General features: G+C 64.4%; 20 protein-coding genes. 11 read left to right on the top strand and 9 right to left on the bottom strand.

Annotation, left to right across the window (positions count from 1 at the left end; genetic code table 11):
• The first annotated feature begins 192 nt into the window (after window positions 1-192).
• The 6 genes from AC1RWL_RS23500 (at window position 193) to AC1RWL_RS23475 (ending at window position 7,466) form a co-directional block, all read left to right on the top strand.
• Window positions 193-1,350 (top strand): AI-2E family transporter, encoded by a 1,158-nt coding sequence (locus AC1RWL_RS23500; RefSeq protein WP_493095644.1) that lies wholly within the window; start codon window positions 193-195, stop codon window positions 1,348-1,350.
• A gap of 15 nt (window positions 1,351-1,365) precedes the next feature.
• On the top strand, window positions 1,366-2,061 hold the full coding sequence (gene hdaA, locus AC1RWL_RS23495; RefSeq protein WP_493095643.1) for a DnaA regulatory inactivator HdaA: 696 nt from the start codon (window positions 1,366-1,368) through the stop codon (window positions 2,059-2,061).
• Between the two features lie 251 nt (window positions 2,062-2,312).
• The gene (locus AC1RWL_RS23490) at window positions 2,313-4,439 is read left to right on the top strand and encodes an RNA degradosome polyphosphate kinase (RefSeq protein ID WP_439631608.1); all 2,127 of its coding nucleotides are present in this window, start codon (window positions 2,313-2,315) and stop codon (window positions 4,437-4,439) included.
• Between the two features lie 11 nt (window positions 4,440-4,450).
• Window positions 4,451-5,971, top strand: coding sequence for an exopolyphosphatase (gene ppx / locus AC1RWL_RS23485; RefSeq protein ID WP_256118721.1), 1,521 nt, complete (start codon window positions 4,451-4,453; stop codon window positions 5,969-5,971).
• A gap of 8 nt (window positions 5,972-5,979) precedes the next feature.
• Entirely contained in the window at window positions 5,980-6,564 is a 585-nt protein-coding gene (locus tag AC1RWL_RS23480; protein WP_439618774.1) for a DUF922 domain-containing Zn-dependent protease, read from the top strand.
• 77 nt (window positions 6,565-6,641) lie between these two features.
• Window positions 6,642-7,466 carry a calcium-binding protein gene (locus AC1RWL_RS23475; RefSeq protein ID WP_493095642.1) on the top strand — a complete coding sequence of 275 codons (825 nt, stop codon included), beginning with the start codon at window positions 6,642-6,644 and terminating at the stop codon, window positions 7,464-7,466.
• A 212-nt stretch (window positions 7,467-7,678) separates the two neighbouring features.
• Here the strand turns inward: AC1RWL_RS23475 and AC1RWL_RS23470 are convergent, their stop codons facing one another.
• Both AC1RWL_RS23470 and AC1RWL_RS23465 read right to left on the bottom strand, forming a co-directional pair.
• Window positions 7,679-9,037, bottom strand: coding sequence for an esterase-like activity of phytase family protein (locus AC1RWL_RS23470; RefSeq protein WP_493095641.1), 1,359 nt, complete (start codon window positions 9,035-9,037; stop codon window positions 7,679-7,681).
• A gap of 94 nt (window positions 9,038-9,131) precedes the next feature.
• Window positions 9,132-10,025 (bottom strand): AraC family transcriptional regulator, encoded by an 894-nt coding sequence (locus tag AC1RWL_RS23465; RefSeq protein WP_493095640.1) that lies wholly within the window; start codon window positions 10,023-10,025, stop codon window positions 9,132-9,134.
• Here AC1RWL_RS23465 and AC1RWL_RS23460 point away from each other — a divergent pair.
• Window positions 10,024-10,431 (top strand): DUF2000 family protein, encoded by a 408-nt coding sequence (locus AC1RWL_RS23460; protein ID WP_493095639.1) that lies wholly within the window; start codon window positions 10,024-10,026, stop codon window positions 10,429-10,431. The genes AC1RWL_RS23465 and AC1RWL_RS23460 overlap by 2 nt on opposite strands.
• Before the next feature lie 6 nt (window positions 10,432-10,437).
• Here the strand turns inward: AC1RWL_RS23460 and rnd are convergent, their stop codons facing one another.
• The 6 genes from rnd to AC1RWL_RS23430 form a co-directional block, all read right to left on the bottom strand.
• Window positions 10,438-11,583: a ribonuclease D gene (gene rnd / locus AC1RWL_RS23455; RefSeq protein ID WP_493095904.1), complete on the bottom strand. Its 1,146-nt coding sequence runs from the start codon at window positions 11,581-11,583 to the stop codon at window positions 10,438-10,440.
• Window positions 11,584-11,813: 230 nt separating this feature from the next.
• On the bottom strand, window positions 11,814-13,199 hold the full coding sequence (locus AC1RWL_RS23450; protein ID WP_493095638.1) for a multicopper oxidase family protein: 1,386 nt from the start codon (window positions 13,197-13,199) through the stop codon (window positions 11,814-11,816).
• Between the two features lie 83 nt (window positions 13,200-13,282).
• On the bottom strand, window positions 13,283-14,518 hold the full coding sequence (locus AC1RWL_RS23445) for an MFS transporter (protein ID WP_435267218.1): 1,236 nt from the start codon (window positions 14,516-14,518) through the stop codon (window positions 13,283-13,285).
• Window positions 14,519-14,618: 100 nt separating this feature from the next.
• On the bottom strand, window positions 14,619-14,996 hold the full coding sequence (locus tag AC1RWL_RS23440) for a response regulator (RefSeq protein WP_439631577.1): 378 nt from the start codon (window positions 14,994-14,996) through the stop codon (window positions 14,619-14,621).
• Window positions 14,965-16,917, bottom strand: a complete 1,953-nt coding sequence (locus AC1RWL_RS23435; protein ID WP_493095637.1) for a sensor histidine kinase — start codon at window positions 16,915-16,917, stop codon at window positions 14,965-14,967. The genes AC1RWL_RS23440 and AC1RWL_RS23435 overlap by 32 nt, the downstream gene beginning before the upstream one ends.
• 102 nt (window positions 16,918-17,019) lie before the next feature.
• A complete protein-coding gene (locus tag AC1RWL_RS23430; RefSeq protein WP_493095636.1) occupies window positions 17,020-17,511 on the bottom strand; it encodes a MarR family winged helix-turn-helix transcriptional regulator in 492 nt (163 codons plus the stop codon).
• A gap of 115 nt (window positions 17,512-17,626) precedes the next feature.
• On the opposite strand from AC1RWL_RS23430, the gene AC1RWL_RS23425 reads away from it, so the two are divergent.
• From AC1RWL_RS23425 to AC1RWL_RS23410, 4 genes are all read left to right on the top strand, one after another.
• Window positions 17,627-18,049, top strand: coding sequence for an organic hydroperoxide resistance protein (locus AC1RWL_RS23425; protein WP_256118732.1), 423 nt, complete (start codon window positions 17,627-17,629; stop codon window positions 18,047-18,049).
• Window positions 18,050-18,238: 189 nt separating this feature from the next.
• Window positions 18,239-18,415: a hypothetical protein gene (locus AC1RWL_RS23420; protein WP_256121560.1), complete on the top strand. Its 177-nt coding sequence runs from the start codon at window positions 18,239-18,241 to the stop codon at window positions 18,413-18,415.
• Between the two features lie 120 nt (window positions 18,416-18,535).
• Window positions 18,536-18,913 (top strand): antitoxin Xre/MbcA/ParS toxin-binding domain-containing protein, encoded by a 378-nt coding sequence (locus tag AC1RWL_RS23415; protein WP_493095635.1) that lies wholly within the window; start codon window positions 18,536-18,538, stop codon window positions 18,911-18,913.
• Window positions 18,873-19,631, top strand: a complete 759-nt coding sequence (locus tag AC1RWL_RS23410) for an RES family NAD+ phosphorylase (RefSeq protein WP_493095634.1) — start codon at window positions 18,873-18,875, stop codon at window positions 19,629-19,631. Before AC1RWL_RS23415 ends, AC1RWL_RS23410 begins: the two co-directional genes overlap by 41 nt.
• Here AC1RWL_RS23410 and AC1RWL_RS23405 read toward each other — a convergent pair.
• Entirely contained in the window at window positions 19,620-21,146 is a 1,527-nt protein-coding gene (locus tag AC1RWL_RS23405) for an ABC-F family ATP-binding cassette domain-containing protein (RefSeq protein ID WP_493095633.1), read from the bottom strand. The genes AC1RWL_RS23410 and AC1RWL_RS23405 overlap by 12 nt on opposite strands.
• Between the last annotated feature and the right edge of the window lie 487 nt (window positions 21,147-21,633).

Here is a 21,633-nt window from a genome sequence, read left to right as displayed (position 1 = left end):
CTCGTCTCCGACTTCTCGCTGTTCGCGCCCGATTGGCATGATGGGCCGGCAAGTGCAAGCGCAATGCCGGGAAAACCGGGATTTTTTCACCGATTTACCCGTCATGCCGGCGCTTGCGGCCGCCGAGCCTTGACCTGTCTCCCACGGGCATCCTATCTCCTCTGCACCGAAGGAATAAAGGGAACGAGCGTTATGGCAGCCCATATCAGCGGCGCGGGATTGAAGCGGCAGGTGGTCTTCTGGCTCATCGCGCTCGGCTTCTTCGTGCTCTTCCTCATGGTGTTCAGCGATATCCTGCTGCCCTTCATCGCCGGCATGGCGCTCGCCTATTTCCTCGATCCGGTGGCCGACCGGCTGGAGCGCTGGGGCCTGAGCCGCATGATGGCGACGGTGGTCATCCTCATCGTCTTCGTCATCCTGCTCGCGCTCTCGCTGATGATCATCATTCCGCTGCTGGCCACCCAGGCCGCGGATTTCTTTGAAAAACTGCCGGGCTACATCACCAGCCTGCAAGCCCAGATCGCCGGCTTCAACCCGGACCTGCTGCCCTCCTGGATCAGCAGCCAGATGGACACGATCAAGGCGAATTTCTCCGCCATCCTCGCGGAAGGCGCGGGCCTGCTCGGCACGGTCATGAAGCAGGTGTGGAATTCGGGCATGGCGCTCGTCAACATCGCCTCGCTCTTCGTCATCACGCCGGTCGTCGCCTTCTACCTGCTGCTCGACTGGGACCGCATGATCGCCAAGGTGGATAGCTGGGTGCCGCGCGACCATGTCGCCAATGTGCGCCGCCTCGCCTCGGAAATGAACGCCTCCGTCGCCGGCTTCGTGCGCGGGCAGGGCTCCATCTGCATCATCCTCGGCCTGTTCTACGGCATCGGCCTGTCCTTCGCGGGGCTCAATTTCGGCCTGCTGATCGGCCTCTTCGCCGGCCTCATCAGCTTCGTGCCCTATGTCGGCTCGCTGGTCGGCCTCACCCTGTCGGTGGGCGTGGCGCTGGTGCAGTTCTGGCCGGATTACTGGATGGTCATCCTCGTCGCCGGCATCTTCTTCGTCGGCCAGTTCATCGAGGGCAACATCCTGCAGCCGAAGCTCGTCGGCTCGCGCGTCGGCCTGCATCCGGTCTGGCTAATGTTCGCGCTGGTCGCCTTCGGCGCGCTGTTCGGCTTCGTCGGGCTGATGATCGCCGTGCCGGCCGCCGCCGCCGTCGGCGTGCTTGTCCGCTTCGGCCTGGAGCGCTACCTTGACAGCGACCTCTATCACGGCACCAGCAAGCCGGTTCTCCTGGAAGAAAGCATGCCTGACGATGGCGCGCCTTCCACCCGAAAGCGCGTCAGAACAAAGAGTTAGTACCCGAGTAGACCAATGACATCGCGCAAGACCGCCGAACAGTTGCCGCTGGCCTTCAGGCACGACCCCGCGACGGGCCGCGACGACCTGCTGGTTGCCGAGCCCGTCAACGCCGCCGTCGCGATGATCGACGCCTGGCCGCAGTGGCCGGCACCCGTGGTCATCATCGCCGGGCCGGTCGGCTCGGGAAAATCCCACCTTGCCGCCATCTGGCGCGAGAAGGCGGGCGCCATTGCCGTCGAGGCGAAGGCCGGCATGGGCGCCGAGGAAGCGGCCGAGCATGGCCCCGTGCTCATCGAGGATGCCGACCGCAACGGCTTCGACGAGCGCACGCTCTTCCACATCATCAACAATGTGCGCCAGCACGGCCACACGCTGCTCATCACCAGCCGGCTCTGGCCGATGTCCTGGGCGGTCGACCTGCCGGACCTGCGCTCGCGCCTCAAGGCCGCAACGGTGGTGGAGATCGGCGAGCCGGATGACGAACTGCTGTCACAGGTCATCGTTAAGCTGTTCGCCGATCGTCAGCTCTTCGTCGACGAGAAACTGGTGGCCTACATGGTGGCGCGCATGGAGCGCTCGCTGGAGGCGGCACAGACGCTCGTGGAACGCCTCGATCGCCTGGCGCTCGCCCGCGGCAGCCGCATCACGCGCGCGCTTGCGCAGGAGGTTCTGGGCGAAATGGTGGGCGGGGAGGAAACTTCCGGCTAGTTTTCAGCCCAAGGATTGACTGTCACAGTTCTGTCGTCAAACTGCGCTAAGCGCTTCGCGTTAAAGTGAAAATTGTTCTTCCGTTCGAGACCGCGCCGAACATGCGGCGGGTCTGACGGCAAAGGGGGCGGGACATTCCAATGGATACTGCGAACACGGACCTCTCCCAGGAAAAGACGGGCCTCTCCCAGGAAAAGCCTGTCGAGCACGCCCCGCTGCCGGAAGGCGCGACCATCGATGTTACGGCCCTGATGGCGAGCCCCGAGCGCTTCATCAACCGCGAATTCTCCTGGCTCCAGTTCAACCGCCGCGTCCTCGAAGAAACGCTGAACACCGCCCATCCGCTCTTGGAGCGCGTGCGCTTCTTGTCGATCTCGGCCGGCAACCTCGATGAATTCTTCATGGTGCGCGTCGCCGGTCTCGAAGGCCAGGTGCGCCAGGGTGTTGGCGTGCGCAGCCCCGATGGAAAAACCTCGGCCGAGCAGCTCGACGACATCCTGAAGGAGATCGACAATCTCCAGATGGAGCAGCAGGCCTCGCTTGCCGTGCTCCAGCAGTATCTCGCCAAGGAAGACATCCTTATCGTCCGCCCGACGGCGCTCTCCAGCGACGACAAGATCTGGCTGCAGCAGGAATTCACCCAGTCGATCTTCCCGGTGCTGACGCCGCTGTCGATCGACCCGGCGCATCCGTTCCCGTTCATCCCGAACCTCGGCTTCTCGATCGGCCTCCAGCTCGACAGCACGACGGGCAAGGAGCCGATGACGGCGCTGCTGCGCTTGCCTGTGGCGCTCGACCGCTTCGTCCGCCTGCCGGATTCCAAGGGCGCGATCCGCTACATCACGCTGGAAGATGCCGTCGGCCTCTTCATCGGAAAGCTTTTCCCCGGTTACATCGTGCGCGGCTCGGGCACGTTCCGCATCATTCGAGACAGCGATATCGAAGTGGAGGAAGAGGCCGAAGACCTCGTGCGCTTCTTCGAGACCGCGCTGAAGCGCCGCCGCCGCGGCTCGGTGATCCGCATCGAGACCGATTCGGAAATGCCGGAATCGCTGCGCCGTTTCGTCGTCGGCGAACTCGGCGTGCCGGACAACCGCGTCGCCATCCTGCCGGGCCTGCTCGCGCTCAACACGCTGTCGGAAATCGCCAAGGCGCCGCGCGACGATCTGAGGTTCGAGCCCTATAACGCCCGATTTCCCGAACGCGTCCGAGAGCATGCCGGAGACTGTTTCGCCGCCATCCGCGAAAAGGACATGGTCGTCCACCACCCCTACGAAAGCTTCGACGTGGTGGTCCAGTTCCTTCTCCAGGCTGCGCGCGATCCTGACGTTCTGGCGATAAAGCAGACGCTCTACCGCACCTCCAACGACAGCCCGATCGTGCGCGCGCTGATCGACGCGGCCGAGGCCGGCAAGTCGGTGACGGCGCTGGTGGAACTCAAGGCCCGCTTCGACGAAGAGGCCAACATCCGCTGGGCGCGCGACCTGGAGCGCGCCGGCGTGCAGGTCGTCTTCGGCTTCATCGAATTGAAGACCCACGCCAAGATGTCGATGGTGGTGCGCCGCGAGGAGGGCAGGCTTCGCACCTATTGCCACCTCGGCACTGGCAACTACCACCCGATCACCGCGAAGATCTACACGGACCTGTCCTTCTTCACCTGCAACCCGACGATCGCCAGCGACATGGCGAACATCTTCAACTTCATCACCGGCTACGGCGAACCGGAAGCCGGCATGAAGCTCGCCTTCTCGCCCTATACGATGCGCCCGCGAATCATCCGCCACATCGAGGAGGAGATCGCGCATGCCCGGAACGGCGCGCCGGCGGCGATCTGGATGAAGATGAATTCGCTGGTCGATCCCGACATCATCGACGCGCTCTATCGCGCGAGCCAGGCGGGCGTGGAAGTCGACCTCGTGGTGCGCGGCATCTGCTGCCTGCGCCCGCAGGTCCCGGGCCTTTCGGACAATATCCACGTCAAATCCATCGTCGGCCGCTTCCTCGAACACTCCCGCATCTTCTGCTTCGGCAACGGCCACGGGCTTCCCTCCGATAAAGCGCTGGTCTATATAGGCTCCGCGGACATGATGCCGCGAAACCTGGACCGGCGGGTCGAGACACTTGTGCCTCTGATCAACCGGACGGTGCATGAGCAGGTCATTTCGCAGATCATGTTGGGCAATCTCATCGATAACCAGCAGAGCTACGAAATCCTTCCGGATGGAACGTCCCGGCGCATGGAAGTGCAGCCCGGAGCCGAGCCGTTCAACGCTCAGCACTACTTCATGACCAATCCCAGCCTCTCCGGCCGGGGTGAAGCCCTGAAGTCCTCCGCACCGAAGGCGATCGCGGGCTGGCAAGGCCGCCGGAAGAAATAAAACGGATATACATGGTCGAATCTGAAGCGCAGGGGCGGTTGCCTGGAATTGCCCCGGTGTCAGTCGTGGATATCGGTTCCAACTCGATTCGCCTCGTCATCTACGAGGGCATGAGCCGTTCGCCGGCCATGCTGTTCAACGAGAAGGTCATGTGCGGCCTCGGCAAGGGCCTTGCCAAGACCGGGCGCATGGACCAGGCGAGCGTCGAGCGGGCGCTTGCAGCCCTCCACCGTTTCAAGGCGCTGTCCGCGCAGGCCCGCGCCTCCACCATGTTCGCGCTGGCGACCGCGGCCGCGCGCGAGGCGGAAAACGGCCCCGATTTCATCCACCAGGCGGAAATGATCCTCGGCCAGAAGGTCCGCGTTCTGACCGGCGAGGAGGAAGCCTATTTCTCCGCGCTCGGCATCGTCAGCGGCTTCCATGATCCCGACGGCATCGTCGGCGATCTCGGCGGCGGCTCGCTGGAACTGGTCGACGTGGTCGGCGGCACGATCGGCAAGGGCATCACGCTGCCGCTCGGCGGCATCCGCCTGTCGGAAGCCTCCGGCGGTTCGCCCGCCCAGGCCCGTATCGTCGCCCGCAAATACCTGCGCACCGCCAACCTCCTGAAGAACGGCACGGGCCGCGCCTTCTATGCCGTCGGCGGCACCTGGCGCTCCATCGGCGCCCTGCACATGGAAATGCAGAACTATCCGCTGCACATGATCCAGGGCTATGAGCTCAGCTTCACCGATGCGATGGATTTCCTGACCGACATCGTGACGGCGAAGGACCAGAAGGATCCGGCCTATTCCGCGATCTCCAAGGGTCGCCGCAACCTGCTGCCCTTCGGCGCCGTCGCCATGCAGGAGACGATCGCCATCATGAAGCCGTCGCGGGTGTTCTTCTCCGCCCAGGGCGTGCGCGAAGGTTATCTCTATTCGCTTTTGGCCGACCGCGAAAAGGCGCGCGACCCGCTGCTGGCCGCCGCAAGCGAACTCGCCATCCTGCGCGCCCGCTCGCCCGAGCACGCCCGCGAGCTTGCCGAATGGACCGGCCGCATGATGCCGCTCTTCGGCATCACCGAGACCGAGGAAGAGCGCCGCTATCGCGAGGCTGCCTGCCTGCTCGCGGATATAAGCTGGCGCGCGCATCCCGATTACCGCGGCCTCCAGGCGCTGAACCTGATTGCCCACGGCACCTTCATCGGCATCACGCATCCCGGCCGGGCCTTCATCGCGCTCACCAACTACTACCGTTTCGAAGGCCTCAATGACGATGCAGTGAGCAGCTCGCTTGCCAGCATCGCGACCCCGCGCCTGCGGGAACTGGCAAAGCTCGTCGGCGCGCTGCTGCGCGTCGTCTATCCGTTCTCGGCCTCCATGCCCGGTGTCGTGCCGCATCTCGCCTTCCGCAAGTCCACCCTGCCGGACACCGACCTCGAACTGGCTGTCCCGCAGGACTATGCCGAGCTTGCCGGCGAACGCCTCGACGGCCGCCTCCAGCAGCTCGCACGGCTGACCGGCAAAAAACTCGCCTTCCGGTTCCTGTGAGGCGGGCGATGAAAGCCGCATTGCTCCTTGCCGGCCTGCTTTTTGCGGGCAATGCCGCGGCGCAGGACTGGCAGGCGGTGGAGCGCGTCGAGCCCTACACCGTGCAGGGTTCGACCGGTCTTGAAATCTACCAGTCGATCGGCGCGCGCGGCCCGAAACTCGGGCTTGGCCGCGTCATCGCCCATACGGGTTTCAAGCTCACCTGGACGCGCAAATACGAGCGCCAGGGCGATGCCTGCGTCATCACCGTCAACAAGCCGAAGCTCATCATCACCTACACGCTGCCCAAGCTGAAATCGAAGCTCGCCGAGCCGCTGAAAGGCCGCTGGGACACCTTCATCATCGGCGTCACCGCGCATGAAAAGGTCCATGGCGATTTCATCAAGGAGATGGTGCGGCAGATCGAGACGATGAGCGTCGGCCTGACGGTCGAAAACGATCCGAACTGCAAGCAGATCCGCAGCCAACTCCAGACGAAGCTCGGCGAACTCTCGAATGCGCAACGCGCCCGCAGCCGCGATTTCGACCAGGTCGAGCTCACCGACGGCGGCAACGTGCACCAGCTCATCCTGCAACTGGTCGATCCACGCTGAACGTTCCCTTTGCGGGGATGTATTTGCCGCGCAATCTCAGGTAGTGTCTCCGCGCATTATTGGGGAGACAGTTCGACATGGCGACTTTCAAGACGCAACCGGTTGGCGGGGGTGGCGTGGACCTCTCGGCAATCGATATTGCCGCACTCGGCGACTATTCATTCTGGCGCGCGGATAGGTCCTCCGTCCGGCTCTACAACGACGACGGCAACTATACGAGCTTCTCCGGCAGCGGCATTCGATACGACGCGCCGGGCGGCGCCTTGCAGGACGTCACGGCGGGCATCGTCACGAAGATCGACATCGCGATCAACGGCGTCAAGCTGCTCGCCGCAAGCGGGCTGAAGCTCTCGGCCGAAAAGATCTTCGATCTTTATATCAACGGGGATTCGAAGGGCGCGCTCGCCTATTTCCTCGCCGGCAACGACAAGATTTCCGGCACGAAATATGCCGATGTCCTGATGGGCGGCAAGGGCAACGACCTGCTGTCCGGCGGCGGCGGCAAGGACATTCTCAAGGGCGACGCGGGCAACGACAAACTCTACGGCGGGGCCGGCGGCGACCGGCTCACCGGCGGCAGCGGCGCGGATACGTTCATCTTCGAGTCGATCAAGGATTCGACGGTCGCGGCAAGCGGCCGCGACACGATCCTCGATTTCAGCCGGTCGCAGAAGGACAAGATCGACCTCGCGGCCATCGACGCCAGCACGAAGGCCGGCGGGGATCAGGCCTTCAAGTTCATCGGCACGGACGCCTTCCACAACAAGGCCGGCGAACTGCGCTTCGAAAAGAAGGGCGGCGATACGCTGATCCACGGCGACGTGAACGGCGACGGCAAGGCCGATTTCTCGATCCTCGTCGACGCGAGCATCAGCTTCAAGGCGGGCGATTTCATTCTTTGAAACTGCCGGACATACAAAAGGGGCAGCACGAGGCCGCCCCTGGCTTTGAAAAACCTCACCCCATCCCCGACGTCATCCTCGGCCTTGAGCCGAGGATCCACCGGCGCCCGGGGCGTGGATGGTCGGGTCAAGCCCGACCATGACGGAGGAGAGGTTGGTCGCCTATTCGAGCCGTCTGGAGGGGCGGCTTGTGCCGCCCCTTTTGCAGTTGATCACTCGGCCTTCAGCAGGTCGCCCGCTTCGATCAGCACGAACTCGTTGTCATCAGCCTTGTCCAGCGCGCGGCCGGCGGAGAAGGGGAGGTTGTTGTCGTTGCCGACGATGATGTGGGTCTCGTCGACGCGGTCGACGTTTTCGATCGTCACGAACGGCATGTCGTAAAAACCTTCGCCGCCGCCCTGGCGCTTCTTGTTGTCCGGGTCGGCGATCTTCAGGAGATCGATATAGCCGATCTTGCGCACGGCCTTGCCGACATTCTCGTCGGTCATGGCGATCTTGTAGATGCGCTTGACCTTGGAGGCCACAGCGAAGCAATCCGGCTTCGGGTCCTTGGGGTCGGCGCAGGCCTTGTCGGCGGTGCCGACGCCATTGTCGCGCTCGATCACCAGCGCGGTCGTGCCGTCCAGCATGTTGAAGTCGCCGATCGCCTCGCCGCCTTCGGCCAGCGGATAGAGCCAGCTGCGGCCGGTCCACGCCTTGGAGGCGACGTCGAGCTCGATGATGCGCAGCGCCGGGCGGCCATCCGCCTGCTCGACGGTTTCGTTGTCCACCCAGAGCGGGCCTTCCAGCAGGCCGTAGAGCTTCGAACCGTCCTTCGAGAGCGCGAGGCCCTCATAACCACCGGAACGCTTGACGTTGAAGGCCGGCATCTTCTTGGATGGATCGGCCTGGACGGCGAGCGTCGGGTTGTCCGGCGAGGTCACCGGCTTGCCATCGACTTGCGTGGCGATCACGTCGGTCAGCTTGCCGTCGAGGTCGAATTTCAGGATGTAGGGGCCGAATTCCTCGCCGATCCAGAAGCCATCGGCCACCGGCTGGATGGATTCGACGTCGAAGTCACCACCGGTGAGGTAGCGCGTGGCCGCCCCTTCCATGACGATGGGGAAGGGCGCCTTCTTGTCCGGGTCGGAAAGGAACACGGTCTTGACCGGCTCCAGCGTGCCCTTGTCCCAGTCGAAGCGCACATTGTGGATCATCAGCATGGCATCGGTCGAGTTCAGCTTGGCGCCGAAGCCGTTGTCGGAGAGCGACCAGAACGTGCCGTCCTCCATCGACTTGATGCCCGAAAAGCCCTGCATTGGCTGGCCGTCGAAGGGCAGTGCAAGACCGGTCTCGCGCACGCCGTCCTTGCCCATCACGGTGCCGAGCGCCTCGACGCGCTTGCGGTCGGCGGTCGAGAACTTGCCGGAGGTCTTGAGGTAGTCGGCCGCATCCGCCGGGGCGGCGATGATCATGTTGGCCGGGAGGATCGCATGGGCCTTCAGCGTTGCCGGAAATTCCTTCTCCTGCGCCATTGCGCCGGTCGTCATCAGCAGCGCGAGCGCTGCGGTGGTGAAAAGGTGTTTGGTCATGATCGGCCCCTCAATTGGCAAAACGATGCCAGTTGATAGGCGGCGGAGATGACCGTCGCTTGACAGTTGCTTGTAGCTTTCGTGACGCTCCGGCTCAGGCGACCGAAAGGGCGGCAAAGCGGCCGGGCGTCATGCCGAGGGCCTTCTTGAAGTGCCGGTTGAGATGCGCCTGGTCGGCAAAGCCGCTGGCAAAGGCGGCTTCCGCAATGCTCTCGCCGGCGGAAATCAGCCCCTTCGCCCGCTCCAGCCGGCGCATGACGAGGTAGCGGTGCGGGCTGGTGCCGAGAAGCTGGCGGAACTGGCGTGCCAAGGCGAAACGGTCGAGCCCCGTCACCGCTTCAAGGTCGCCCGCGCTCACCTGCCGGCAGAGGTTTTCGCGCAGGAAATCGCAAGCCCGCAGCACTTCCGGCCGCGCCAGCCGTCCCGCCCGGGCCTGCGGCGCGCCGGCATGGTCGAGCAGAGCGGTGGCGATCTCGCCCACCAGCTCGTCGAATTTCAGCGGCTCGATCGTCTCGTCCAGGCTGCCGATGGCTTCCAGCAACAACCCCGCCAGCCGCGGGTCGTCCACCACCGGCGATGCGACGAAGGGCAGCGTGCGCCCGCGCGCCGCCGTCGCCGGCAGGAAGCGCTCCGGAGGGATATACATCATGCGGTAGGTCAGCCCGTCGTCGGTGGCGGCACCGCCGTCATGCACCTCGTCGGGATGCAGCACGATGACGTTGCCCGGCGGGCTGAAGCGCGCCTCACCGCGATAGCGGAAGGTCTGGATGCCGGCCATGGTGACGCCGAGCGCATAGGTATCGTGCCGGTGCGGCTCGAAGCCCTTGCCGCGGAACCGCGCCTCGATGCGCTCGATGCCGGCAAGCTCCGGCGCCACGACGATGCGGTCCTGCCCGGCGCACGAACGTTCAAGCGGTGTCTCGACCGCGCCTGCTATCGCATTGGCCGCGGAATGATCCGCAGTCGTTTCCCGGGAGTATACCTGCATGTTCGATACCAAGTTCGCCGTGGTCCTGCGCGAGGATCTGGAGGTCTGGCAGAAGCTGAATGTCACCGCATTCCTGTCGAGCGGCATCATCGGCCAGAAACCGGAGCTGATCGGCGAATCCTACCGCGATGCCACCGGCAATGTCTACAATGCCTTGAGCATCCAGCCGATCATCGTGCTCTCCACCGATGGCGCGACGCTGTCGAAGATCCATGCCCGCGTGCTGGAACGCGAGGTCGCGGCCTCCGTCTATATCGAGGAAATGTTTTCCACCGGCCACGACGCCGCCAACCGCGCCGTCTTCGCCGAGTTCGGCCCGGACAATGCCAAGGTCGTCGGCATCGCGCTACATGCCGACAAGAAAACCGTCGACCGCATCACCAAGGGCGCGAAGCTACACGCTTGAAGGAGCTTAAAGCTCCACCGCCTCGATCTTCTTGTCGACGAAGCGGAGCGCCACCTTGCCGCCGATGAGGTTGAGGGCGGTGTCGCCGAAGAGGTCGCGGCGCCAGCCATGGAGGGCGGCGACTTCGGCCGACTCGCCATCGACGGCGATCTTTTCGAGGTCGTCGGTGTTGGCGATGATTTTCGCGGCCACCCCTTCGCGCTCGGAGACGATCTTCAACAGCACCTTCAGCATTTCGCTGGCGGCGGCAGCCCCCTCCGGCACATGGCTCTGGCGAGGCAGGCGCGGCAGGTCGGTCTTCGGGATCGCCAGCGCCTCGCCGATCGCTTCAAGAAGTGCTGCACCCGATTGCGAACGCTCCCAGCCCTTGGGGATGGTGCGAAGCCGCGCGAGCGCTTCGGCGTCGGCCGGCTGCTGCTGGGCAATTTCGTAGATCGTGTCGTCCTTCAGGATGCGCGAGCGCGGCACGTTGCGATTGCGCGCTTCCCGTTCGCGCCAGGCGGCGACCTTCTGCAAAACGGCCAGTTCGATCGGCTTCTTGACGCGCATCTTGAGCCGCTTCCAGGCGTCGTCCGGGTGCAGGTCATAGGTCTCGCGCGATTCGAGAACCGCCATTTCCTCGGTCAGCCACAGCGAGCGGCCGGCCTCGTCCAGCTTCTCCTTCAGCGCGAGGTAGACATCACGCAGATGGGTGACGTCGGCCAGCGCATATTCGAGCTGCTTTTCCGTCAGCGGCCGGCGGCTCCAGTCGGTGAAGCGCGAGGACTTGTCGATATGCACGCCCTTGATCTTCTGCACGAGCTGGTCGTAGGAGACGCTGTCGCCGAAGCCGCAGACCATGGCGGCGACCTGCGTGTCGAAGATCGGATGCGGAATGAGATTGCCGCGGTTGAAGATGATTTCGATATCCTGCCGCGCGGCGTGAAAGACTTTCAGCACCGCGGTGTTCGCCATCAGCTCGAAGAAGGGCGCGAGGTCGAGGCCCTTGGCGAGCGGATCGACGATGACCTCCAGCTCCGGCCCGGCCAGCTGCACAAGGCAGAGTTCCGGCCAGAAGGTCGTCTCCCGCAGGAACTCCGTGTCGATCGTCAGATACTCGGAACGGGCAAGCGTCTCACAGGCGTCGCGAAGGGCTGCGGTGGTCTCGATGATCTGCATAATGGACTCGGGCGGGCTTTTCTTGAAATTTTTGATCGGGCAGCTTTAGACGTTCCACGGTTTTGCCACAATCGAAAACTTGACCTTGGAGGTCGGCACTCCCTCTCCTCCGTCATGCTCGGGCTTGACCCGAGCATCCATGCCGCGGATGACCGATGGATCCTCGGGTCAGGCCCGAGGATGACGCAGAGGGTGGGGGCCGCACCCCGCTCTCCGAAAAAGCCCTACGTTACCCGCACATAGCTCGTCATGCCGGTCTTCTGGTGCTCGATGATGTGGCAGTGGAACACCCAGTCGCCCGGATTGTCGGCGACGAGGGCCAGTTGCACCTTCTCGTCGGGCAGGATGAGGTAGGTGTCGGAAAAATGCGGGCGGATCGCCTGCTTGCTGGAATTCATCGGCCGGAAGGCGAGGCCGTGCAGGTGGAGGGGGTGGACCTGCGGCGTCGGGTTCTCGACGTTGAAGATATAGGTCCTCCCGGCCTTCATCTCGGCGAGCGGTGCTGTCGGGTCGCCGCTGTCGTCGGCCCACGGCACCCGGTTGATGGCCCAGAAATTATAGCCGAGCGAACCGCAGATGCCGTCCTTCGGGCGCTCTTCCGCCGAGGCGCTGAGGATGAAGGGGATTTCGGTCGCCGCCGAAAGGTCCGGCTCGGGCAGGGGATTTGCCGCCAGCGCCGGTAGGTCGGCAACGTTGCGCTTCAGCGAGGCGCCGACGGCGCGGAAGGTGGCGAGCGTGGCCGGCTTGGTGCCGCGCAGGTCCTTCAGCATGGCGACGGCGCCTTCCGTATCGGGCATGCGCAGGGCGATGTCGAGCCGCTGGCCGGGGCCGATCATCAGGTGGTCGAGCGCAAAGCGTGTCGCCGCCGGATTGCCGTCGAGCGCGATGACCTCGGCCTCCGCACCCTCGATTTGCAGCGTCAGGATGCGGGTGACGTCGGTCGCGGCAAGCCGCAGCCGCACGAGGCCACCGGCGGGCGCGTCATATTGCGGCGATTGCCGCCAGTTGGCGGTGCGCACGGTGCCGAAGGTGCCGGCGCGGGCGGCATCGCGGGGCTTGAACTGGGCGATGAACTGGCCATCGCCGCCAAGCCGCCAGTCGCGCAGGTTGAGCACGATCTCGGCGTCGAAAACGGGGTCCGCCGGGTCCTCCACGACGATGACGCCGGCAAGGCCGCGGCCCATCTGCTCCAGCGTGTTGCAATGGGGATGATACCAGAAAGTGCCGGCATCGGGCGGGGTGAAGGCATAGTCGAAACCGTCGCCGCCATAGACATAGGGCTGTGTTAGGAAGGGCACGCCATCCATCCTGTTGTCGATGCGCAACCCGTGCCAGTGCACCGTCGTCGGCTCGTCGAGCTTGTTGTCGAGCCTGAGCGCAAAGGCCTCGCCGCGCCGCATGCGCAGCACCGGCGGCACCTCGCCGTCGCCATAGGTCATGATGCCTCTGGTCGGCCCCTTGTCGGTGATCATCGCCTCGCCGGGGCGGGCCACCAGCGTCGTCGCCGCCTGCGCGCTCGCCGATCCGCCAAAACGCCCCGCAAGGCCGATCCCGCCGGCATAGGCGCCGGCGACGAGTGCGCCCTTCATCAGCGTGCGACGTGTCAGCATGGCGGTCCCTCCGGTGCATCACCCGCTTCTAAACCTGAGGCGCGCGCTCAGCAATAAGGGCATCGCGACCAGATTGCCGCAGATCAATGCTCGCCGTTGCGGTCCTTGTCGGCGAGCTTGTTGAAGAAGAAGGAGGTGCGCAGCAGGTTGCGGAAGCGGCTGCGCCGCGCGCCGGCCGGCACCGCGGCGCGCGCGCTGATGCGCACGGCGGTATAGACCATGAAGGCGACGAGGATGACGGCCGTATAGAGGAACAGCGCCTGCGGCCCGAAGAATTGCAAAAGCACCGAGGCGAAGAGCGGGCCGATGATAGCCCCGCAGGACCAGAAGAACAGCATGCCGGCGGACACCAGCGCATGCTCGCCCTCGCCGGCATGGTCGTTGGCATGCGCCGAGCAGAGCGAATAGAGCGGCATGGCGAAGGCGCCGAAGACGAAGATACCGATGAGGTTCTTGAGCTCGTCGCCGCCCGCGAAGAAGGCGAGGTAGAGGGCGGCCAGCGCCGAGCCGAAGGTTGCGACGAGGATGATCAGGCGGCGGTCGAGCCGGTCCGAATAGATGCCGAGCGGATATTGCAGCACCACGCCGCCGACGATGCCCGCACTCATGAAGCTCGCAATCGCCGTCACCGACAGCCCGATATCGTGGGCATAGATCGGTCCCAGGTTACGGAAGGCGGCGTTGGTGAGGCCGACGACGATGCAGCCGATGGTGGCGAGCGGCGAGATGTTCCAGAGCTTCTTGACGTCGAAGCGGATCGCCTCCGGCACGGTCGGGCTGGAGCGGTCGGCAAGCGAGATCGGCACCAAAGAGAGAGACAGCGCCATGGCGACGATGGCGAAAAGCTCGAAACCGCCGATGCCGATGCCGGGAATGAGATATTGCGCGGCCGTGACCGATCCGAGGTCGACGAGGCGGTAGACGGAGAGCGTGCGCGCCCGGTTGGCATTGGTGACGGACGCGTTCAGCCAGCTTTCGACGGTGGCGAACAGGCTCGCAAAACAGATGCCGGCGACAAGCCGCATGGCGAACCAGAAGATCGGATCGATGATGAGGACCATGGCGATCGCGGACGCCGACGCGATCGCCGCCATGGCGGAGAAGGTGCGGATATGGCCGATGGCGCGCAGCACGCGCGTCACATAGATACAGCCAATGGCAAAGCCGATCGAATAGCCCGCGCCGACGAAGCCGATGACGGAGGTGGAAAACCCTTCCTGCGAGGCGCGCAGCGCGATGAACGTGCCCTGCAGCCCGTTCCCTCCGATCAGGATGCCTGCGGTGATGAGAAGGGGAATCAGCGGACGAATCGTGGACATGCGCGCCACTATGGCGAAGGATTTGCGGAATGGGAGAGGCGAAAGCGCTACACGGTGACGGAATTGTATGCAAACGGGGTCGACACCGCGAAGGCCGGCCTCAGCCCCGCAAAAGATCCGCCATGACGCGCAGGTGGTCGGCCTGCAACGGCTTTTCGAAATAGCTTTTCACGAAGCTGTACTGCATCGCGCGCTCGCGGTCCTTGCCGAGATGGGAGCTCGTCAGCATGGCGACGACGGGGGCGTGGACCTCGAATTCCTGCGCATAGCGGTCGAGGAACTCGAAGCCGTTCATCACGGGCATGTTGATGTCGAGGATGATGGCGTTGGGCGTCTCGCGGTGCAGGATGTCGAGCGCCTCCGAGCCGTCGAATGCCTTCAGGATAAGGATCGTCGGGTCGAACTTGCGGATGGTGTATTCGCAGATGAACTGGTCGTTCTCGTCGTCATCGACGACCAGGATCGAGTTGATCTTCATGATGGTCCCCATCGGGCAGTTCGATGATGAACCGGCTGCCCTTATCTCTTGCTTCATAAAGGGCGGCGCCACCAAGGGCTTCCGCGCTCTTTCTCAATATGTAGAGGCCGAGCCCGCTGCCGAAGGACCGGTTCGGGTGCAGCCGTTTGAACATCTTGAACAACAAATGGCGGCTTGCGGGCGGAACGCCCAGGCCGTTGTCCTCCACCGACAGCCGCATCTTGCCGGCATAGCGGAAGGCGCGGACGTCGATCGCCGGCTCGGCCTCCTTCGGATCATGATATTTCACCGCGTTGGACAGCATGTTGCCGACAATGACGTGGAATTTCGACGGCTTGCTGACGATTGTCAATTCCGCAGGCACATGATTTTCAATGCGGATGCGCTTGGTATCGTCGAGATGCGACAGCGCGTCGATCGCCTCGGAAACGAGCGCGCGAAGGTCGATCGGCCGGTCGTCCTCCTCCATCAGCCGCGTGCGGGTGATGGTGATAATGTTCTGGATCAGGTGGTCGAGGCGGCGGAAATTCTTTTCCATTCGCTGCAGCGTCTGGCCGAGCGCGGGGAGATCGCCTTCCGAAAGCATCTCGCGCGAAATGGTGAGCAGGCCCATCGAGGAGGCGATCGGCGAGCGCAGGTCGTGCGAGGTGCGGTAGGCGAATTCCTCCAGTTCCGCATTTGCCTCGATCAGCGCCCGCTCGTTGGCCTTGCGCTCGGAAATGTCGCGTACGATGCCGCTGTAGATCGTCGCGCCGTTCAGCTCCACCTTGGCGACGGCGAGGTCGAGCGGGAAGACGGAGCCGTCCTTGCGCCGGCCCTCCACCTCGCGGCCGATGCCGATGATCTTGGCCTCGCCGCTGCGGTTGTAGTTGCCGAGATAGCCGTCATGGGCGCTGTGATAGGGCTCCGGCATCAGCATTTTCACGTTGCGTCCGGCCATCTCCGCGGGCGCGTAGCCGAAGATGCGGGTGCAGGCGGGGTTGGCGGAGAGGATGAAGCCGCGGTCGTCGATGGTGATGATGCCGTCCACCGCATTGTCGATGATGGCGCCGAGCCGGCCGCGGCTTTCGGCGAGATCGGCCGCCATGTCCCGCGCGCGGCGGGAGGAGAAGTAGAGATGGATGATCAGCGCGCCATAGAGCGTGCCGGAGATCAGCACCAGCGAGGAGAGCGTGGAGCGCGCATCGGGGCCGGTGGAGGAGAAGGTGATGCCGAAGGCCGCCTCGTAGCGCGACAGCTCGTAATAGGCCATCGTCAGCAGGATGAGGTAGGTGACGAGCCCGAGCACGCCGGCCAGCGTCAGCCGGTGGTAGCTGATCGCCTCCGTGCCGACGAAGATGAGCGCGATGCCGATCGCCACGAAACAGCTCGCACTCTGGAACGACATGCGCGTGAAGCGGATCCAGTCATGGGCGAAATCGAGCGCGATCGCATAGCCGATGAGGGCGGCCGCGGCGGTGATGAAGGTGGCGAAGCCGAGCGCCACCTGGAGGATGTCGTTCTTCTGCCTGAGCGCCCGCAGCGCCAAAGCCGCGCTCACCAGCATGAAACACAGCGCCGTATTGGGCGCGATCCGCCCCGGCAGGCTGGTGCCGATATCGACGAAGGGCGTGTCGAGCAGCGTGTCGATGCCGGCATCGATGCCGAAGAGGTGCTGGGAGAGCGCCAGCGTGCCGTAGACGAAGACCGGCACCATCAGAGCCGCGGGGAGGGTACGCACGCCGCGGGCGGAAAGCGCCAGCGCCGCGCCGACGACGACGAAGGCCAGCGCCGCATTGAACTTCATGCCGAAGAGCCAGGGTGCGCGCGCCGCCAGGCCGGCAGGTTCCGCCAGCCAGAGCGCCATCATCGCCACGCCCACGGCGATGCACCAAAGGCTCGCCGCAACGTTCGCCTTCTGCCAGGACCATGTGAGGTTCAAGCTTGTCCCCTTCGGCGTTCCGTTCCGCCGCGTGCACGTTAGCGCGAAGGTTGCATGGCGAACAGGTCCCGCAGGGAAAGCATCCGGTAAAATCCGACTTTTTCAGGCGGCGTCGTCATGCGCTTGGTCGGCCTCCAGCCGCCCGGCCAGCGCCTGCAGGTCGACGGTCAGCGCCTGGAGCGCCTCGATCGAACAGCCGGTCGCCTTGCCGATCTCCATGCGGATCGCCACGGCATCCTTCTTCATCGCGCGACCCTTTTCGGTCAGCGTGATGAGCACCTGCCGTTCGTCGCTTTTGTCGCGCGCCCGGTGAATATAGCCGGCCGCCTCCAGCCGTTTGAGAAGCGGCGAAAGCGTGCCGGAATCGAGCCCCAGCTTGGCGCCGAGCGCCTTCACCGTGCGGCCGTCCTTCTCCCACAGCGTCATCAGCGCGATATATTGCGGATAGGTGAGGCCGTAAGGGTCGAGCAGCGGCTTGTAGGTGCGGTTCAGCGCATGGGCCGCGGAATAGACGGCAAAGCAGAGCTGCTGGTCGAGGGCCAGCGTACCTGCCGGAATGCCATCCGTCTCAGCTTCGTCACGTTTGTCGCTCATGGTGACAGTATCGCAGAAAACAAAATTTTTGCAATGTGCAAAATCATATTGCGCACAATCTAATTTTACGCTATCTAGTTTCCATCATCAACGAAACTCGGAAGGAGACATTCCAATGCCCATTCTCTACAGGACCAAAGCATCCGCAACCGGTGGCCGCGCCGGCCATGGCGCAACCGAGGACGGCACCGTCGACGTTACGTTGACTGTGCCGAAGGAACTCGGCGGCGACGGCGCCACGGGCGCCAACCCGGAAAAGCTCTTCGCGGTCGGTTATTCCGCCTGCTTCCTCGGCGCGCTGAAGTTCGTCGCCGGCAAGGAAAAGGTAAAGATCCCGGACGACGCCAAGGTCACCGCCACCGTCGGCATCGGCCCGCGTGAAGATGGCGGCGGCTTCGGCCTCGAAGCCTCGCTGGAAATCTCCGTGCCCGGCGTCGACAAGGCCGTGGTCGAAGACCTCGCCAAAAAGGCCCACGTCGTCTGCCCCTACAGCAACGCCACCCGCAACAACCTCGACGTCAAGACCACCGTGGTCTGATCGTCACGAGGCAGAAATGAAAAAGCCGCCCGGAGCGATCCGGGCGGCTTTTTATTTGGAAGAAAGGCGAGGGGTGCGGATGCCTTGCGCAGGCCTGTTCCATCCGGAACAGCGCGTATCCCTGCGATGTGGGAAAGTCTGATCACTGGATGAGAGAGGCTCATCCCTCAGAGATCAGGAGAAACTTTCATGCGCAAGATCATCATTTCCGCCGCCATCGCAGCCGTCGCCGCCATCTCCTTCGCCGCCCCGTCCCAGGCCGGCTATTACAGCTACGGCTACAAGCCGCACTGCTTCATCAAGAAGGTGAAGTCCTACGATTACTACGGCAACGTCATCATCAAGAAGATCAAGGTCTGCAAGTAAGCGTCCCAGGCACAGACCTTGTGCGAAGGCCCGGAGCCCCAGCCTCCGGGCCTTCTGCCGTTTTTCCTTGTCATTAGAAAAATATAGGTTATATTCTTTCTCATGAAAGGAAATGGTCCCATGCAGCGCAAACCCATACCGCAGGCCAATGCCGAAGGCACCGTGCTCACCAAGGCGGCCGTCAGCGCGGCGGACCGGCTGGGGCTGACGGCGCGCATCCTCTCGGCGGTCATCGGCGTCTCGGAGGCGACGGTGTCGCGGCTGAAGCGGCAGGATGTGCTCCTGGAGCGCGGCACCAAGCCCTTCGAGCTGGCCGTCCTGCTCGTGCGCCTGTTCCGCTCGCTCGATGCCATTACCGGCGGCGACGAGGGTGTCGCGCGTGCGTGGATGGCGGCGGAGAATTCAGCACTCGGTGCCCGCCCCGTCGATCGTATCATCTCCATTTCCGGTCTTGTCGATGTCCTTGCCTATCTGGACGCCCGCCGCGCTCTCGTCTGAGGCGCGGCCCTTTGCAGGCCCCGTCTGGCGTTTCGTCGAGGCGCAGCACCGCGTCTCCACGCTGAAACTCGTCGATACGCTGGAGGAGCAGGCGCTGCTCGAAGACATCCTGGAGGAAAGCAAGCCGGTGCTGCCACCGGAATGCGCCGGCCTCGATTACCTGCTCGCCACGCCCTTTCGTTACGGCGCGGTCTATCCGCACGGCTCGCGCTTCCGCAGGGCAGGGCGCACGCTCGGCGTCTATTATGCCGCGCTGTCGGTGGAGACGGCGCTCTCCGAAATGGCCTTTTACCGCCTGCTGTTCTTCGCCGAATCGCCCGCGACGCCGCTGCCGGCCAACGCCGCCGACTACACCGCCTTTTCCGCCGCGATCGGCACGGAGCACGCCATCGACCTCACTACCCCGCCGCTCGACCGCGATGCGACGCTCTGGACGCACCCGACCGACTACGCCGCCTGCCAGTCGCTGGCGGACGGCGCGCGGGCGGCGGGCGTGGCCGCCATCCTCTACCGCTCGGTGCGCGACCCTGCGGCCGGCACCAACATGGCGCTGCTCACCGCCACCGCCTTCGCCCAGCCGAAACCGGTGGAGCGCCAGACCTGGCGCATCCGGCTGTCGGCGCTCGGCGTGCAGGCGCTGTGCGATCACCCGCCACGCCGCATCGGCTTTTCCCGCGAAGATTTTCGCGCCGACCCGCGCATCGCCTCACGCGGATAAAGCGGCCTCGGCGAAGAACTCCTCCGGCCCCTCCACCTCGATCAGCCGCCGCTTCTCGATCACCCAGAAGCGGTTCGCCACTGCGCGCACGAAGGCGCGGTCGTGCGAGACGAACAGGCAGCTTGCCTCGCGCGCCGTCAATTCCCGCTCCAGCGCTTCCTGCCCCTCGATGTCGAGATGGTTGGTCGGCTCGTCGAGCAGGTAGAAGTTCGGATTGGTGAGCCTGAGCACCAGCATGCCGAGCCGCGCCTTCTGCCCGCCGGAAAGCTGCCCGACCGGCCGCCCCTGCATCTCGATCGAAAGGCCGGCACCCGCAAGCAGGCTGCGCGCCTTCTGGTCGCCGACATCGAAGCGGTGGATGATCGTGCCATGCGGCGTCTCGCTGTCGGAGAGGTCGGAAAGCGCCTGGTCGCCATAACCGAGCACCAGCGACGGCGTCGCCTTGATGCCGTGATGGCTCGCCCCCGCCGCCTCGACTGCCTGGCGCAGCAGCCGCACCAGCCGCGTCTTGCCGGCGCCGTTCGGGCCGAGCAGCACGATGCGGTCGCCCTGGCAGATGAATTTCTGCCCGGTACGGAAGAGCGGCGTGCCGTCTGGCGTCTCGACCGAAGCATCCTCCAGCGTCACCAGCACCTTGGCATGGGTGCCGCGGTTGGCAAGCCGGATCGCGCCGGCCGAACGCTCCAGATGGGCGGGCTTGGCCGCATCCTCGATCCGCTCCGCCCGCTCCTTGAGCTGCTTGGTCTTCACCACCAGCAGGTCGCTGCCGGAATTGATGCCGATATTGTTGAGCTTGGCCGCCTGCTGGCGAAGCTGCTGTGCCGCCTTCATGTCCTTCTCGAAGCGCTTCTCTTCCGCCGCATCCATCTCGTCCAGCGCCGCCCGGGCGCGGGAATAGGGGAGCGCAAAGAGCTGCGAGCGCTCGGGGCGCAGGAACAGCGTGCGGTTCGTCACGGCATCGAGGAAGGCGCGGTCGTGGCTGGAGATGACGACCGGCATGTCGCGCGGCAGCGCGGCCAGCCACGCCTCCAGACGGGCGATCTTGGTGAGGTCGAGATGGTTGGTCGGCTCGTCGAGCAGCAGCACGTCCGGCTCGCCGACGCGCACGCGGGCGATCAGCGCAATGCGCTGCCAGCCGCCGCTGAGTTTTCCGAGCGGGCGTTCGCGCAATTCTTCCGGCACCTCCAGCTCTTCCAGCGTCACATCGGCCCGCCAGCTTTCGCTTTCCTGCTGGTCCGGGGAAAGGGCAGCGAGCACCGCCTCGCGGAAGGTGAGGCCGTCGAGCCCGGCGGGCAGGTTCTGCTCCATATGGCCGAGCGTCAGCCCGCGGGCGCGAAAAATCTCGCCGGTCGTCGGCTCGACATCGCCGGTGATGCATTTCAGCAGCGTGGATTTGCCCCGCCCGTTGGCGGCGACAAGCCCGATACGGTCTCCGGCGGCGACGGAGAGGGTGAGGTTGGCAAAGAGGGGGGTGGATAGCGTGACGCCGAGCGCACGGATGGTGATGAGCGACATGGGAGTTCTCTGGTCTTTCAGGGCCTCGGGCGGCGCGGCATTCAGCCGTCAGTCACGCACAAAGGCTCAGGGGAAAATGACGCGGCAAACCGCGTCGCCGGAAAGGCAGACCAGAAGGAAAAGTGTTCGTTCCGATCAGCCCTGCAAACGCATCTGCAGGGCATGACCAGGGCCATGCGTGCGATTAGGCAGGAAGTCGATCTTCACGCGCAGCCCCTCTCTTACGTGTTGCGAACTGGGCGTATGGGTAGCATTGGTTGGGGGGAATTGGCAACGGGGCGGGTGGAGATACCCCCCTCTGTCCTGCCGGACATCTCCCCCACAAGGGGGGAGATCGGCTAGGGGCGCGGGCATCGCTAAATCAGCAACGGTAGCGAGAGGCGGGACGCAGCCACGATTCAATCTCCCCCCCCCCTTGAGGGGAGTGTTCATGTTGGACTCGCGAGGCGTTTTCTTGCGAGGAAGATGTCGAGTGTGATCTGGAGCA

This window comes from Shinella sp. GW821-FHT10F02 (assembly GCF_058809275.1).
The sequence above is the reverse complement of the archived record's forward strand: the minus strand, read 5'-3'. Positions and strand labels throughout refer to the sequence as shown.

Coding starts and splice junctions, on each gene's coding strand:
- AC1RWL_RS23500 (WP_493095644.1), top strand. CDS start 193: ATGGCAGCCCATATCAGCGGCGCGGGATTGAAGCGGCAGGTGGTCTTC.
- hdaA (WP_493095643.1), top strand. CDS start 1,366: ATGACATCGCGCAAGACCGCCGAACAGTTGCCGCTGGCCTTCAGGCAC.
- AC1RWL_RS23490 (WP_439631608.1), top strand. CDS start 2,313: ATGGCGAGCCCCGAGCGCTTCATCAACCGCGAATTCTCCTGGCTCCAG.
- ppx (WP_256118721.1), top strand. CDS start 4,451: ATGGTCGAATCTGAAGCGCAGGGGCGGTTGCCTGGAATTGCCCCGGTG.
- AC1RWL_RS23480 (WP_439618774.1), top strand. CDS start 5,980: ATGAAAGCCGCATTGCTCCTTGCCGGCCTGCTTTTTGCGGGCAATGCC.
- AC1RWL_RS23475 (WP_493095642.1), top strand. CDS start 6,642: ATGGCGACTTTCAAGACGCAACCGGTTGGCGGGGGTGGCGTGGACCTC.
- AC1RWL_RS23470 (WP_493095641.1), bottom strand. CDS start 9,037: ATGACCAAACACCTTTTCACCACCGCAGCGCTCGCGCTGCTGATGACG.
- AC1RWL_RS23460 (WP_493095639.1), top strand. CDS start 10,024: ATGTTCGATACCAAGTTCGCCGTGGTCCTGCGCGAGGATCTGGAGGTC.
- AC1RWL_RS23465 (WP_493095640.1), bottom strand. CDS start 10,025: ATGCAGGTATACTCCCGGGAAACGACTGCGGATCATTCCGCGGCCAAT.
- AC1RWL_RS23450 (WP_493095638.1), bottom strand. CDS start 13,199: ATGCTGACACGTCGCACGCTGATGAAGGGCGCACTCGTCGCCGGCGCC.
- AC1RWL_RS23445 (WP_435267218.1), bottom strand. CDS start 14,518: ATGTCCACGATTCGTCCGCTGATTCCCCTTCTCATCACCGCAGGCATC.
- AC1RWL_RS23440 (WP_439631577.1), bottom strand. CDS start 14,996: ATGAAGATCAACTCGATCCTGGTCGTCGATGACGACGAGAACGACCAG.
- AC1RWL_RS23430 (WP_493095636.1), bottom strand. CDS start 17,511: ATGAGCGACAAACGTGACGAAGCTGAGACGGATGGCATTCCGGCAGGT.
- AC1RWL_RS23425 (WP_256118732.1), top strand. CDS start 17,627: ATGCCCATTCTCTACAGGACCAAAGCATCCGCAACCGGTGGCCGCGCC.
- AC1RWL_RS23420 (WP_256121560.1), top strand. CDS start 18,239: ATGCGCAAGATCATCATTTCCGCCGCCATCGCAGCCGTCGCCGCCATC.
- AC1RWL_RS23415 (WP_493095635.1), top strand. CDS start 18,536: ATGCAGCGCAAACCCATACCGCAGGCCAATGCCGAAGGCACCGTGCTC.
- AC1RWL_RS23410 (WP_493095634.1), top strand. CDS start 18,873: ATGTCCTTGCCTATCTGGACGCCCGCCGCGCTCTCGTCTGAGGCGCGG.
- AC1RWL_RS23405 (WP_493095633.1), bottom strand. CDS start 21,146: ATGTCGCTCATCACCATCCGTGCGCTCGGCGTCACGCTATCCACCCCC.